The sequence below is a fragment of the Acidovorax sp. GW835-FHT14G06 genome, from assembly GCF_058793595.1.
Map to the genome: position 1 here is coordinate 12,860 of NZ_JBXAGA010000003.1, position 14,304 is coordinate 27,163.

A 14,304-nucleotide genomic window follows, 5' to 3' on the forward strand; every position below is an offset into this window, starting at 1 on the left:
TTCCATCACCCGGTAAAGGCCCCTCTGCACACTGGGTGCCCCTTTAGTCCCGGTACCGCACCAGGGCCCACAGCGTGGGCCGCTCCCCGGTGCGCAGCCCGGTCTGCACCGTGCCGGTAAAGCTCCAGCGCCGGTCCTGCGACTCCCATCCATGGGCCAGGGCGAGGCTCCAGCCCGGGGCGCGTTGCACGGTGTTGGCCTCGTCACGGTAGCGCATGCCACGCCATGTCAGGCGCAGCAACGAAAAGCTGCGCGCCTCATGGCGCCATGTGGTCTGGCCCAGCACCACGTGGCGGGCAAGGCCGGGCAGCCAACGCCCCTCCAGACCCGCCCCGGTGTTGCGCGATGTGGTGTGGATGTAGCTGCCCAGCACGCTCCAGCGCGGACCCAGCAAATGGTTGACGGACACCGTGGCCTGCGCCAGCTGCCCCTGCCCGAAGACGGGCGTTTCCTCATAGGTGTTGAGCGTGGTCTGGGCATTGAGCACCACGGGGGCGATGGTGGCCACGTTGTCGAACAGCGCCCCCGTGTTCTGTGCAAACAGGCGACCGTTGGCGGCCACCAGATTGCTGATGCGCTGCCCCGACAGGCTGGCGCCCCAGAAGGTGGTGGAGCTGGCCTCCCAGTCCAGTTGCACCGCGTGCTTGCGGACGTAGCTGCCCGCCAGCAGGTACTGGTTGTCCACGGCAATAGCGCCCGTGGCGACGGGCGACAGGGTATGCGTGCCGGGCGCTCGCACGCTCTCCTGCCAGGCCCAGTGCAGGGCGCGGCCCGGGCCCAGGCGCAGGCTGGCGCCCAGGCGCGGCAGCAGCCGGTGGCGGTGCACCGCGCCGTCGTCCTGCACGGGCAGCAGGTCTTGTCCCGTCGCCGTGTCGGCATAACGGTCGCGCTGCCGGGTGGTGAACCGGGGCCAGTACGCCTCGGCCATCCAGGTCCAGGCACCGCTGCGCCATTCGCCCGCCACCCAGGGCATGTGGTAGCGCTCGGTGTTGGTGCGCGGCGTGGTGATGCCGGGGTCGGAGATCGCGCTGACGGTGTCCCGGTCCACGCGCTCCCAGCCCATGCTCAGGCGGTGCACGCCCCAGAGCATGGTGTGGCGCAGGAACAGGCCCTGCTCGTCACTGGCATAGCGGTAGTCCTGGGGGCCCCAGCGCGCATCGTCCAGCACCAAGCCGGAGGTCTGGCGCCCGCTGTGCACCTTGAACCAGGTCTGGCTGTCGGCCGACCATCGCCACGCGGCGCCCAGGTCGGTGCGGCGCGTGCGCGTCTCGGCGCCGCCGGTGAAGGCGATGCCGTTGCCAAAGTCCAGGCCCTGCGGAAAGCGGTAGCGCAAGGTGGTATCGCCATGCAGCGCAAACAGCGACAGGCTCTCGTTGGGCCGCACACCCAGCGCTAGATCCGCTGCGGGCGACGACAGACGGTACTGCGTGAGGGCGGGGCCTTCGCGGGGCCACATCTGCACGTCGTTGGCCCGCACCAGCCAGGCCACGGGCACGCTGCTGGCGGCAAAACCGCGGTAGCCCACATCGGCCGTGGCGTTGTGGCGCAGCGGGTTGCGTTCAGCACTTGCGCCCATCGACCATTCACTGCCTGCAGACAGCAGGAGCGGCGCGCGCTTGTCGCTGGCGCCAAACACGGTGGGGTCGGTGAGGTAACCCTGAAATAGCTCGGAGCGGCGGCTGAAGTCGCTCTCGTACCGGTCGGCCAGAAAGAAGTGGCTGCCTGCCCACAGCGGGTAGTACGACGCACTGGCGTAGGCCCGCGCCCAGTGCTCCATGCCAAAGTCGCCCAGTGCCTTGCCCAGGTTGGCCGAGCCCTGGCTGTCCGAGGCCAGCGGGTTGAGCGACTTCAGGTAGGGCAGCCGCGTGAGTGCCTCGCGCGCTGCGGCCATGGCCGCCACGGGTTCACCGCTGTCGTTGCGCAGCATGGCCTCCACCTGCCAGGGCAGCGGGTCACGCGCGTCGGCCAGGCGTGCACGGTCCAGCGCGTCCAGCGCTGGGGCGCGCTCGCCCAGCGTGTATTCGGCCACCGCCAGCCACACCTGTGCGCGGGCGTATCGCGGCTCGATCACCAGAGCCTTGAGCAGCGCGGTGCGGGCGGTCTCGGCATCGCCCTGCCGCAGGGCCAGCAGTCCGGCAGCAGCCAGGGCCACGTAGTCGTCGCCCGACCGGGCCAGGGCGGCGTCGAGATCGGTGCGCGCATCGGCCAAGCGCAGGGCTTCGATGGCCGCCGTGGCGGCTTCGCCCCAGTAGGCCGCTTGGTCTGGCGCCAGGGCCACGGCCTGGGCCAGGGCACTGCGGGCCGCGCGCAGGTCTCCACGCTCTTGCAATGCGCGGCCCAGCCCTGCCAGGGCGGCAGCCCGCTGTGCATCGCCCTCCGCGTGGGTCAACGCCTGCCGGTACAAGGCCAGGGCGGCATCACCCTGCCCTTGCAGCCGGTGCCAGTCGGCGTCTGCCTGCAGTAATGGCGCAAAGCCGGGCGACGCGGCCCGCGTGGTGTCCAGCCAGGTGCGCGCTTCTGGCAGGCGGTCCAGTGCCATCAGCAGGTCGGCGCGGCCTGCAGCGGTGCGAGGGTCTCGCGTGCGCTGCCAGGCCAGGGCCAGGCGCTGCTGCGCAGCGTCGGGCTGGCCGTCCAGCACCTCCAGGTCCGCCAAGGCAAGCTCCGCCACCGTCACGCCGTCATCCGGCGCAGACAGCGTCAGCAACAGCGCACGCGCCTGCGCCCACTGCCCGGCTTGCAACGCGGTGCGCACCGCAGCCAAGGCGGGTGCAATATGCACAGGCTGGAACTCGGCCCACCGCGCCAGGTCGCCTGGGTAGGCGGCCACCCACTGCACCCGCTCGCGGGGGTTGACCAGCAGCCGCTTGACGGGCGCCTGGCCGGGCTCGGCCACGCCCTGCTCGGCGGGCCCCAGTTGCACGCTGCCCAGGTCGTTGCGCAACTCCACAGCGCCGGACAGCACGGTGAGCGTGGTCCGCCCCGCTCCGTCCACCTCCACGTCCCAGTCGGTACCCCGCACCACGGCCAGCGCTGCAGGCGTTTGCAGTTGCAGATTGGCCGGGGCCTTCTTGGTGCGTGCCCACAGCCGGCCCGCGGCCAGTTCCAGCAGGGTGCGCGCTGGCTGGGCCTCGCACAGCCTCAATTGCGCATTGGCCGACATGCGGATCTGCGTGCGGTCTACCAGCAGCAATGCGGCGGATGACAACGCCAGTGTGCGCATGTCTGCCCCCGCGCCCAGTTGCTGGGCCAGGGTGGCAGGCCCCCAGGGCCCGGTTCCAGGTGCTCGGGTTTCACCTTGACCGCTGAGCGCCACGATCTGCGCCGCCACCGCCTCAGGCGCCAGGGGCACACCGGCACATTGCGCGCTGGCGCCGGTAGCGCTCCACGCCGACAAGGCCACACTTACAGGCGTAAGCCACGCCAGGCGCGATGGGGACGAAAGCTGAGGGGTGGGCATGGTGGGCCTCTTTGGGGGAGTCGTACGCCGTAGAGCCTGTTCAAAGTCTCTTGTGCTCAGGTTTTGTCCAGCACCTGCGCGGTAAATCCGGGTACGGCATGGGTCGCAGGGCCGCCCGTCTGGGCACTGTCTGCCTGTGCCTGCACCCGGGCCTGCAGACGCAGAGCCTGCTCCCGCCACTGTGGTGCCTGCGCGCACGCCTGGGCGCAGAGATCGGCACAGCACTGTAGTGCCTGCGCCCAGCGCGCTGCCTGCAAGTGGCCGTGCAGCGTGTGGCTGATGGATGCCAGCGTGGGTTCGTCACACGGCGTGTACACGTCCACACTGGTGCTGCGCCCGGCAAGCACCACGGTGTCCAGCCACATCAACGGGACGTCCAGGGCTTTGCCCACCTGCAGCGCATCGTGTGTGGCGCCCGACAGCAGAATGCCTGTACCAAAGGCCTTGTTGGCACCCTCCAGCCGCGCAGCCGTGTTCACCGCATCGCCCACGGCGGTGTAGGTAAACCGCTCATGCGATCCGAGGTGGCCCACAGCGGCCTCGCCGGTGTGCAGGCCAATGCGCAGGTGCACCTGCGCGAAGGGTGTGCCCTGCCACTGGGCCCGCAGGTCCACCATGTCGGCCTGCATGGCCAGCGCACACGCCAGAGCGCGGTCGGCATGCAGGGCATCGGGCACCGGCGCGTTCCAGAACGCCATGACGGCATCGCCGATGAACTTGTCCAACGTGCCGCCGTGCTGGTGCACCGTGTGGGTCATGCGGGAGAAGTAGGCATTCAGCGCCTGCGCCACTGCCTCGGGCGGCAAGTGCTCGCTGGCGGCGGTGAAGCCTGCCAGGTCAGAGAACAGCAACGTCAGCACACGGCGCTCGCCATGCAGTTGCGGCTGGGCACCGTCGGCCACCAGGGCGTCGACCACAGCGGCAGGCACGTAGCGGGCAAAGTCCGCGCGCAGCTGTTCGCGGCGGCGGTGCTCGCGCCAGTAGCTGTCGGCTGCACCCACGTTCAAATGCAGCGCCACGCCCGCCAGCGTGGGCAGCGCTGTCCACCACACCCCTGCCAGGTAGGCCCACAGCCCACCCAGCAGGGCCAGCACTGCCAATGCTGCGCTGAACAGCACCGCCCGCCCACCGCGCCAGCGCCGGGTCAAAGCGGCCACACAGCCCACGGCCAGAATGGCCTGCAGCCAAGGGCCTGCCGGGTGGGCGGGCACCACCCAGTCCCCCGCCAAGCCGTTGACCAGGGCCGTGGCATGCACCAGCACGCCGGACTGCGTGCCCGCGCCCAGTGCACGCAGGGGCGTGGCGAACTGATCCACGCCATCCACCGGCGTGTTCTGTCCCAGCAGCACCAGGCGCCCCTGAACGGCCGCAGCCGGCAGCGCCTGGCCGGCCTCCAGCGCCTGGGTGTAGTGGGCATAGGGCAGCGGGACTTCTGGGGCGTAGTAGCGCAGCAGTGCACCCGGCGGTGGGGGCTGAAAACTGCGCCCGCCGCTGCGCGCCAGCTCCTTCCACAGGTTATCGCCCTGGGTGGGCGCAAGGCGCAGCACACCGTCATCGTCTGGCTGCACGGCCACAATGCCCTGGCGTGCCATGGGGAAGACCGAGGGCACGGTCTGCCGGTACTGGGCTACCTGCGAGGTGTTCACCGCCACATCGGCTGCCGCCAGCACCACTGGCATGCGCCCTTGCAGGGCCGCCGCAAGCGCGGCATCGTCCTCAGAGGACTGTGGTGCGGCAAACAGCATGTCGATGCCCAGCGCCGAAGCGCCTGCCGCAGACAAGGCCTGGACCAGTTGCGCGTGCAGGCGGCGCGGCAGGGGCGGGTTCAGGTTCAGCGCCGCCAGACTGGGTTCGTCCAGCCCGACCACCAGGACGCCCACATCGGGCGGCGGCGCAGCGGTCCAGCTGGCCAGCAGGTCATGCTCCAGCCGTTGCAGCGGCGTCCACACTGGCAAGGCGGGCAGCAGCGCCAGCAAGCCCAGCGCGAGCAGTACCCGCAACGCCCAGGGCCGCCAGGCGTCTTGTGTGACCGGTGCTCGCTTACTTGCCATCCCGCCCCTCCACCGCTGCATGCAGCCGTGCATGCAGCGCCCACTGTAGTGGCTGTGCCTGCGCATGCACAGTGGGGGCTTACACGCATGCCCCACGCCACGGACGCCCCGCACAACACCTATGGGCAGCCACCGGGCATGTGCGTAAACTGGCCTTTTGATCGGCTTGGGAGACTTTTATGAAACTGCTGTGTGCCTCCGTGTCCGTGCTGGCCTTGCTGGCGGGCTGCAATGCAACCAACCCCTACGGCCCATCGGGCCCCATGGCCTCGGGCCGCGACCGCACCTTCAGCGTGCCGGTGTATGGGCCTGATACCTCCCAGGCCTATGCTGCTGCCACCCGCGAATGCCAGCGCATGGCACTGCACCCCAAGCTGCTGCGCAACGACGGCTCGCGCCTGGTGTTCGAGTGCGTGAGCGAGCTGCAGGACAAGCCTTGAGGCCACGCACCCACCCCGCGCCCCAAGATTCTGTGGGTTGTGGGGGCCTCCTGGTACTGGCGGTGCTGCTGGCGGGTTGCCAGCACCAGCTACCTTCGAAAGGCACTGCGACGACTGCATCACCCTGGGTCAACAGCCTGGGCATGGCCTTTGTCCGTGTGCCTGCGGGAACCTTCTGGATGGGCGGTGTGCCGCCCGTCGAGACGCTGGAGAAAACCTTTCCGCTGCTGGAGCGCAAGCGCTTCACCGACCTGGCGGACGAGTCCCCTGCCCATGAGGTACACATCACCCGCGCGTTCTACCTGGGCCAGCATGAGGTCACGGTGGGGCAGTTCCAGCGTTTTGTCGAAGCGTCTGGCTACCAGCCCGAATCCGAGGCTGATGGCACAGGCGGCTATGGCTACAACCCCTCCTACGACCCCACCACCACGCGGCGCGGCGATGCCTTCGAGGGCAGGGACCCACGCTATTCGTGGCGCAACCCCGGCTTTGCGCAGGGCCCGGACCATCCCGTGGTCAACGTCACCTGGAACGATGCCCAGGCGCTGGCTCAATGGCTCAGCCGCACCGAAGGCCACCCATACCGCCTGCCCACCGAGGCCGAATGGGAATACGCCTGCCGCGCAGGCAGCCGCAGCTTGTACCCTCACGGCGATGACCCCCAGGAGCTGGCCACCACCGCCAACACCTTTGACCAGGCAGCAGCCCCACTGTGGCCAGGCTGGCGCCAGCATGCACTGGCGAGCAACGACGGACACGCCTTTACCGCGCCGGTAGGCCGCTACGCCCCCAACGCGTTCGGGCTGCAAGACATGCTGGGCAACGCCTGGGAATGGGTGAGCGACTGGCACGGCGACACCTACTACGCCCAGTCCCCACGCACCGATCCGACCGGACCGGCAGAGGGCAGCGTGCGCGTGCGCCGGGGTGGCTCGTGGCACACCTGGTCGTTTTATGCACGCTGCGGCTATCGCAACTGGAACAGTCCACAGACCCGTTACACGCTGGTCGGCATACGGCTGGTGCGCGAGATCGCGGCGGCGTCACCCGCGCACTGACAGCTGCGCACAGAAGGGTTAATAAATGTCAAAACCCCTCTCAACCCGCGCTGCGCGACCCCGCGCCGTGGTAGTTATCGCCAATAATCCGCAGTTCGATTTTGGATGGGGAGAACCATGCGCATAGCCGCTTTGGACGACGATGCGCTTCAGCTGGATCTGATCAAGCAGGCCGCGGAGGCGATGGGCCATGTGTGCCACACCCACCTGACCGGTGCGGAGCTGATGCGCACGCTGCGCCGCGAAACCTTTGATCTGCTGATCGTGGACTGGCACCTGCCTGACACCACCGGACCCGAGGTAGTGCGCTGGGTACGCCAGAACGTGGCTGCCCGCGTGCCCATCCTGTTCGTGACCCACCGCCAGGAAGAGCGCGACATCGTTGAAGGCCTGGGCAGTGGGGCTGACGACTTCATGGTCAAACCCGTGCGCATCGGCGAACTCAATGCCCGCGTGGCCGCCCTGCTGCGCCGTGCCTACCCTGAAAACACCGGCGGCGTGATGGATTTCGGCCGCTACCGCTTCCTGCCGGAGACCCGGTCCATCGAAATGGACGGGGTGGCGGTGGAGCTGAAGAACCGCGAATACGACCTCGCCCTGTTCCTGTTCCAGAACATGGGTCGGCTGCTGTCGCGCGACCACCTCAAGGAAGTCGTCTGGGGCCAGGTGGCCGATGTGATGTCGCGCTCGCTGGACACCCACATCTCGCGCCTGCGCACCCTGCTCGATCTGCGCCCCGCCAACGGTTTCATCGTGACGGCGGTATATGGCGTGGGCTACCGTTTTGAAGCCGTCGAAGCCCAGCACAAAAGCTGAAGGGCCGCGACAGAATCTGGCGGGTTCTGCCACTAGCAAGCCTGCCCGTTCCGTGCCCCATGAAGGAGACATGACTTGATCACCCCCCTGCCGTTTCGCATGCCCTCCAGTGCTGCAGCCTTGTTGTGCCTGGCAGCAACCACGGCCGTCTCAGCGCAGCCGGTCGCTGCCCCTTCAACACCCCGGCAAGGCGATGAAATTGCCCACTCCGTGAAGGAAGGTGACACCTTGGAAGGGCTTGCCCGCAGCTACCTGGCCAACCCGCGCCAGTGGCCTTTGCTGCAGGCACGCAACAAGGTGGCCGACCCCAAGCGTCTGCAACCAGGCTCGTTGATCTTCATCCCCGTGCGGCTGCAGCCCAGCGAATCGGCCACCGTGCAGTTTGTGCAGGGCGAGGTCACGGCGCAGGCACGGGGCGGCACGGCCGCCCCGATTGCAACCGGCAGCAAGCTGGAGGAAGGCACGGAGCTGAAGGTGGGTCCAGAATCATTCGTGGCAGTGCAACTGGCCGACGGCACCGTGGTGCGGGTGCAGGCGCAGTCCGAGCTTCAGCTGCGCCAGTTGCGGCGGCGGGGGCGCGCAGGCAGTGTGCAGTCGGTGTTGGAGATGCACAAGGGCGGTGTGGAATCGACCGTGCCGCCCAGTACCGAGCCCCTGCGCCGCATGGAGATCCGCACACCGCTGGCGGTGACCAGCGTGCGGGGCACCCAGTTCAGCGTGGCCCTGGCCGAGTCGGGTCAGACCACGGCGTCGGTAGAACACGGCTCGGTCGCGGTGCAATCGCGGCGCGACACCGACAGCGAGCCAGGCGCCGCACTGAAGGCGCCGACTGCGCTGCTCGCTCCGGGGCAGGGCCTGGCGGTGGCCACTGATGGCACGGTGGGCGCCCCCCGCCCTTTGCTGCCCGCCCCCGATACCTCCGGCATGCCCGCCACACTGGGCGATGCGGGCCTGCTTGCCATCGACCTGCCAATGGCCTCTGGCGCCACCCGGTATGTGGCACAGGTGGCGCAGGACCCGGAATTCACACAGGTGCTGCGCCATGGCAGCTTCTCCGACGGCCGCCTGCGCTGGAAGGCACTGGACGACGGCCGCTATTACCTGGCCGTGCGGGCGCTGGACGATGCAGGCATTGCGGGCCTGCCCGCCGTGCAACCATTCATCGTCAAGACCCGCCCGGTGGCGCCGCTGTACCAGCATCCTGCGCCCGGTGCGGTTGTGCCCAGCGGCGCGGCCGAGCTGCGCTGCACGGAAGTCCCCGGCGTACGCTGGTACCGCGTGCAGGTGTCGGCCGACGCCCAGTTCACCCAGCCATTGCGCGATGAACAGCGCCTGGCCGAATGCCGACTGCCCCTGGGCGCCTTGCCTGCAGGCAGCTACTTCTGGCGCATTGCCAGCCTGCTGGCGCTGCCCGATGGACAGGCAGACCAGGGGCCGTTTGCGCCGCCACAACCTTTCACCGTGGCCGACCGGCCCACCGCTCTGTCACTGCAGGCGCTGCAGGCCGAGGACGGCGACCCTACCGTGCGCCTGCACTGGCCCGCCCAGGCCGGCCAGCGCTTCCGGCTGCAACGTACCGAGGCCACCGATCTGGACTTTGCCAAGGTTGGAGAGGACACCGTGCTCGACGCCCCCACCTGGACGGCCAGCAACTTGCCCGCAGGGGAGTACCTGGTACGCATCAAGGTGCTGGATGCCAGCGGGCTCGAGAGCGATTTCTCTCCACCGCGCAAGATCCGCGTGGGCACAGGCATCCGCACCGGCGCAGGTTTGCCGGTGTCCACCAGCAGCGGCACGCCCGTGGGGCGTCCTTGAGCGGGGCTTGGAGCCCATCCAGCGCAGCCCTGTCCATCACAACGGCAGGCGCGGCAGCCCTGGCACGCGCTGAGCAGACGCTTCGCAGCCCACCCCTGTCATGCTGACCATTGCCCACCTGCGCCGCCGACGCCGACGCCTGGAATGGGTGCTGCTGGCCTGTGCTCTCATGGCGCTGGTGGCCTGGCTCAGCACCGCCGACAGCCTGGGCCGCGTCAACCACCTGGTGCAGGACGCGGGCATGCGCCTGGTCTCACGGCCCGCGCACCCCGACATCGTGATCGTTGCCATCGACGATGCCAGCATTGCCGACATCGGCCGCTGGCCCTGGCGCCGGGCATTGCATGCCGAGTTGATCGCACGGCTGACCGCCCATAACCCACGCGCCATTGGCATGGACGTGTTGTTCAACGAAGCCGACCTGGACTACCCCGAAGACGACCTGCTGCTGACCGATGCCATCCGGCGCAGCGCGCGTGTGGTGCTGCCCGTGCTGCGACGCGGCTATGGACCTGTCAACAACCAGACCGACATGCCCTGGCCAGCCTTTGCGGGCGCTGCAGCCGGCCTGGGACATGTGCATGTAGCACCCGACAGCGATGGCGTGGTGCGCAGCCTGTACCTGCTTGAAGGCCCGGCAGCAGCGCCCTGGCACCACTTCAGCAGCGCGCTGCAGTGCGTGGCAGACCGGCAGCCCGCCACCACCTGTGCACCCTCGCCCGTCAGCGAGGCTGACACCAGCCCCTGGCAGCGCACCGACCCCACACTCATCGCATATGCGGCCGGGCCGTCGCCTTTCACCACCTACTCGTACATCGATGTGCTGCGTGGCCAGGTGCCCGCCGGAGCACTGGAGGGCAAGTATGTGCTGGTGGGCGCTGCGGCCTCGGGCCTGGGCGACATGTTTGCCACGCCCGTCAGCCAGCAGTCGCGCCTGATGCCGGGCGTGGAGGTGGTTGCCCATGTGCTGGATGCCCGCCTGGCCGGCGAACACATCGTGCGCGCACCGCAGGCACTGAACATGGCCTTCAACCTGGTGCCGGTGGCCTGCGCGCTGCTGGCCTTGCTGCTCATCGGCCCCCTGGCCGCGTTGCTGACCAGCGCCGGGCTGGCCGTGGCCACGTTGCTTCTGAGCATGGCCTTGCCCTGGTGGGCGGGCCTGCAGTTCGCCCCGGCCGCCGCCTTGCTGGGCCTGACACTGGCCTACCCGTTGTGGAGCTGGAGGCGACTGAGCGCGGCCGCGCACTTCTTGCGGCTGGAGATGGAGAACCTGCAGCGCCAGGGTTTGCCCATGCGATTGCGCAGACGGCCTGGAGACTCTGCTGACTTTCTGGAGCGCCGCATCAATGCCGTGGAACGCGCTTCACGCCAGCTGCGCGACCTGCACCACTTCGTGAGCGAAAGCCTGCAGCAGCTGCCATCGCCCACCATTGTCTGCGCCCCCGAGGGCGAAATCCTGCTGGCCAACCAGGCAGCCCGCCAGCACCTGGGCGGGCCCACCCAGCCCTCCCTGCAGGGCCTGTCAGTGGTGGACCTGCTGGCCGACCTGGTGCAGGTGGGCACAGAGCAGCCGATCATCACCCAGGCCAGCCTGCGCAGCGCCGCCCTGCCCGGGCAGGCAGAGGGCACCGACGCCCAGGGCCGCAGTCTGCTGGTGCAGAGCAAGCCTTTCACCGACCTGGCCAACGCAGGCTGGCTGCTGACCCTGGTGGACCTGACCGAGATGCGCCGTGCGCTGCAGCAACGCGACCAGGCCATGCACTTCATCTCGCACGACATCCGCGCGCCCAACGCATCCATCCTGACGCTGCTGGAGATGCAGCGCGCCTATCCCGGCCGCCTGTCGGACCAGGAGTTGCTGGAGCGCATTGAGCGTTACGCGCAGGCCTCGCTGGGCATGGCCGAGAGTTTTGTGCAACTGGCCAGCGCGCAGACGCAGGAATACCGGATGGCGCCACTGGACCTGGCCGCCCTGCTCTCCGAAACCACCGACGATCTCTGGACCCTGGCCCGCGACCGCAACGTGGACCTGCGTACGGTGGCTGCCCCGGACACCGCGCCATGCCTGGGCGACCGCTCCCTGCTGTCCCGTGCGCTGACCAATGTGATCCACAACGCCATCAAGTTCAGCCCCGATGGCGGAGCGGTGCAATGCGCCATCGTGGCGCGCGGCACGCAATGGGTGGTGTCGGTGCGGGACCATGGCCCCGGCATTGCGCCCGAGCAGCAAGGCCGCCTGTTCACCCCGTACCAGCGGCTGCACGACCACAGCCACCCCACCATCGCAGGGGTTGGCCTGGGCCTGGCACTGGTGCAGACCGTGGTGCTACGCCACGGCGGCGCATTGGAGGTGGACAGCGACGTAGGGCGCGGGGCCGAGTTCCGGCTGGTGCTGCCGCAGCGGCTGAATGCGCCGTCGGACGATGACGACGACGCGGCATAGCTAGCAGCGAGGGGCCGACTGCGACTGCAGAAAGTCGAGCACCGCCCGGTGGTCGCCCTGGAAAACGATGCGGTCAGCCCGGCTTTGCCGCTGGTAGACATACATCGGGTCGTAGTAGTCACGCATGAGTGCCGCAATCCAGCCCCGGTGCAACGACAAGTCGCCCTGACTCCGTTGCTGCGCAAGTGCTGCCTGCATCAATGTGCGCAGCGTCTGGTAGCGGTCGCCCCCGAGGCGCTTGGCAAGTTTTTCAAGGCTGTCGAGCAACCGCATTGCAAACAGGCCGGCACCCGCCGCCTCGCCATGGGCCGCCACAAAATCCGCGCACTGCTGCTGCACATAGTCTCGCAAGATGCGCTCAACACGGGCGTCGAAAGAATCCTCCAGACAGACGATGGGTACCTGTTCCAGCCGCTGCCGCAGCTCCAGGGGCACAGAGCAACTGCCCACATGGCGCCCTTCGTCCTCCAGCACCAAGGTTTCGTGGCCCCGAGCACGTTTCTTGAGCACATCGATGGCCAACCGGTTCTCAAAATCGATCTGCGTGGGCTGGCCGCTGACACGCTGGCCAAAACTGGAACCTCGGTGGTTGGCATGCCCTTCCAGGTCGAGGCCGTTGGCCAGCTGCGCAATCACCTCGGTCTTGCCAGTGCCCGTCAGGCCACTGAGCACCACAAACCCACATTGCGCCGCCGCAGCCTGCGTGGTGCCGATGAGGAACCCACGCATGGCCTTGTAGCCACCCACCACCCGGGGGTAGTCCATGCCCGCTTCGTTCAGCAACCATTGCTGCACGATCTGCGAGCGCAGCCCTCCACGAAAGCAATACAGCACGCCCTGCGGGTGCGCCCGCGCAAACTGCGCCCAGGCCTCAATACGCTGGCGCTTAGTGCTGCCCGATACCAGCTGATGCCCCAGTTCAATCGCGGCCTCCTGGCCCTTGTGCTTGTAGCAGGTGCCCACCTGCTGGCGCTCGCCATCGTCCATCAAGGGGAGGTTGGCGACCCCAGGAAAGGCGCCCTGACCAAACTCCACCGGGGCGCGCACATCCATCATGGGCACATCGTTCAGGAAGATGTGCCGGTAGTCCGTCAGGTTAGTTGGCATCAGCGCAACTCGACGGCAAACGCCTGTCGCGGGGTGAGCTGACCAATGGGCTGCAGCGCCAGGCCCAGTTCCGTGGCCACCTGCAGAAACTCAGGTTCCCCCTCCGGGCTCACGGCCACCAATAGCCCCCCGCTGGTCTGAGGGTCGCACAGCAGGTGCTTCTGCACGTCGGTGAGGGGCGCAATTTTTGCGCCATAGCTGTCAAAGTTGCGCAGCGTGCCGCCGGGCACACAGCCCTGGTCCATGTAATAGTCCACCCCATCCAGGCGGGGCACGGACGCATAGTCAATCACGGCGCTCAAGCCGCTGCCTTCCGCCATCTCAACCAGGTGCCCCAAAAGACCAAAGCCGGTGACATCCGTCATCGCCGTCACACCCGCCAGTCGGCCAAACCGGCTCCCTGGCTGGTTGAGCGTGCACATCAGGTCCCGCGCCACACCCACGTCCTGGGGGCGCAGCTTGGCCTTTTTCTCTGCCGTGGTCAGGATACCGATCCCGAGCGGCTTGGTCAGATACAGACGGCAACCCGCCGTGGCCGTGTCGTTGCGCTTGAGGTGGCGCTTTTCTACGATGCCTGTCACCGCCAGTCCGAAGATGGGCTCCGGCGCATCGATGGAGTGCCCACCCGCCAGCGGAATGCCCGCCGCATCACACACGGCGCGCCCGCCGCGTACCACCTCACGGGCCACCTCTGGCGGCAGCACATTGACCGGCCACCCCAGGATGGCAATCGCCATCAGCGGATCGGCGCCCATGGCGTAGATGTCGCTGATCGCATTGGTGGCTGCAATGCGCCCGAAGTCATAGGGGTCATCCACGATCGGCATGAAGAAATCGGTGGTGGACACCACCCCGCGCTCCCCATCCAGGGCATACACCGCAGCATCGTCCCGCGAAGTGTTGCCCACCCAGAGCCTCGGGTCCAGGTGCTGGGCCCCACTGCCAGCCAGGATCACGTCCAGCACCTTGGGGCTGATCTTGCAGCCGCAGCCTGCGCCGTGGCTGTACTGGGTCAGGCGGATGCCCGGGTTATCGGTTGGAAATTCTTGGGACATGCAGGGTTCCTTCGGGTCGCAGACGCAAGCTGCGCAACCACTCATTTTGGCCTACAGGCGCA

General features: G+C 68.2%; 9 protein-coding genes. 5 read left to right on the forward strand and 4 right to left on the reverse strand.

From position 1 onward, the window contains the following. Positions 1–43: 43 nt before the first annotated feature. Both AC1Q64_RS05215 and AC1Q64_RS05220 read right to left on the reverse strand, forming a co-directional pair. Entirely contained in the window at positions 44–3,457 is a 3,414-nt protein-coding gene (locus AC1Q64_RS05215) for a FecR domain-containing protein (protein ID WP_492250701.1), read from the reverse strand. Between the two features lie 56 nt (positions 3,458–3,513). Next, positions 3,514–5,508, reverse strand: coding sequence for a CHASE2 domain-containing protein (locus AC1Q64_RS05220; protein WP_492250702.1), 1,995 nt, complete (start codon positions 5,506–5,508; stop codon positions 3,514–3,516). A gap of 179 nt (positions 5,509–5,687) precedes the next feature. Here AC1Q64_RS05220 and AC1Q64_RS05225 point away from each other — a divergent pair, with 179 nt between their 5' ends. The 5 genes from AC1Q64_RS05225 to AC1Q64_RS05245 all read left to right on the forward strand — a co-directional run bounded on the left by AC1Q64_RS05225 (position 5,688) and on the right by AC1Q64_RS05245 (position 12,080). Continuing rightward, positions 5,688–5,948, forward strand: coding sequence for a hypothetical protein (locus tag AC1Q64_RS05225; RefSeq protein WP_492250703.1), 261 nt, complete (start codon positions 5,688–5,690; stop codon positions 5,946–5,948). 143 nt (positions 5,949–6,091) lie between these two features. Further along, the gene (locus tag AC1Q64_RS05230) at positions 6,092–7,006 is read left to right on the forward strand and encodes a formylglycine-generating enzyme family protein (RefSeq protein WP_291437572.1); all 915 of its coding nucleotides are present in this window, start codon (positions 6,092–6,094) and stop codon (positions 7,004–7,006) included. Positions 7,007–7,123: 117 nt separating this feature from the next. Then, on the forward strand, positions 7,124–7,822 hold the full coding sequence (locus AC1Q64_RS05235; RefSeq protein WP_492250704.1) for a response regulator transcription factor: 699 nt from the start codon (positions 7,124–7,126) through the stop codon (positions 7,820–7,822). Positions 7,823–7,897: 75 nt separating this feature from the next. Next, a complete protein-coding gene (locus AC1Q64_RS05240) occupies positions 7,898–9,637 on the forward strand; it encodes a FecR family protein (RefSeq protein ID WP_492250705.1) in 1,740 nt (579 codons plus the stop codon). A 100-nt stretch (positions 9,638–9,737) separates the two neighbouring features. After that, the gene (locus AC1Q64_RS05245; protein WP_492250706.1) at positions 9,738–12,080 is read left to right on the forward strand and encodes a CHASE2 domain-containing protein; all 2,343 of its coding nucleotides are present in this window, start codon (positions 9,738–9,740) and stop codon (positions 12,078–12,080) included. On the opposite strand, the gene mnmH is transcribed toward AC1Q64_RS05245, so the two are convergent. After that, positions 12,081–13,187, reverse strand: a complete 1,107-nt coding sequence (gene mnmH / locus AC1Q64_RS05250) for a tRNA 2-selenouridine(34) synthase MnmH (RefSeq protein WP_492250707.1) — start codon at positions 13,185–13,187, stop codon at positions 12,081–12,083. Continuing rightward, on the reverse strand, positions 13,187–14,242 hold the full coding sequence (selD, locus tag AC1Q64_RS05255; RefSeq protein ID WP_492250708.1) for a selenide, water dikinase SelD: 1,056 nt from the start codon (positions 14,240–14,242) through the stop codon (positions 13,187–13,189). The genes mnmH and selD overlap by 1 nt, the downstream gene beginning before the upstream one ends. Between the last annotated feature and the right edge of the window lie 62 nt (positions 14,243–14,304).

Coding starts and splice junctions, on each gene's coding strand:
- mnmH (WP_492250707.1), bottom strand. CDS start 13,187: ATGCCAACTAACCTGACGGACTACCGGCACATCTTCCTGAACGATGTG.
- AC1Q64_RS05215 (WP_492250701.1), bottom strand. CDS start 3,457: ATGCCCACCCCTCAGCTTTCGTCCCCATCGCGCCTGGCGTGGCTTACG.
- AC1Q64_RS05230 (WP_291437572.1), top strand. CDS start 6,092: ATGGCCTTTGTCCGTGTGCCTGCGGGAACCTTCTGGATGGGCGGTGTG.
- AC1Q64_RS05245 (WP_492250706.1), top strand. CDS start 9,738: ATGCTGACCATTGCCCACCTGCGCCGCCGACGCCGACGCCTGGAATGG.
- selD (WP_492250708.1), bottom strand. CDS start 14,242: ATGTCCCAAGAATTTCCAACCGATAACCCGGGCATCCGCCTGACCCAG.
- AC1Q64_RS05235 (WP_492250704.1), top strand. CDS start 7,124: ATGCGCATAGCCGCTTTGGACGACGATGCGCTTCAGCTGGATCTGATC.
- AC1Q64_RS05220 (WP_492250702.1), bottom strand. CDS start 5,508: ATGGCAAGTAAGCGAGCACCGGTCACACAAGACGCCTGGCGGCCCTGG.
- AC1Q64_RS05225 (WP_492250703.1), top strand. CDS start 5,688: ATGAAACTGCTGTGTGCCTCCGTGTCCGTGCTGGCCTTGCTGGCGGGC.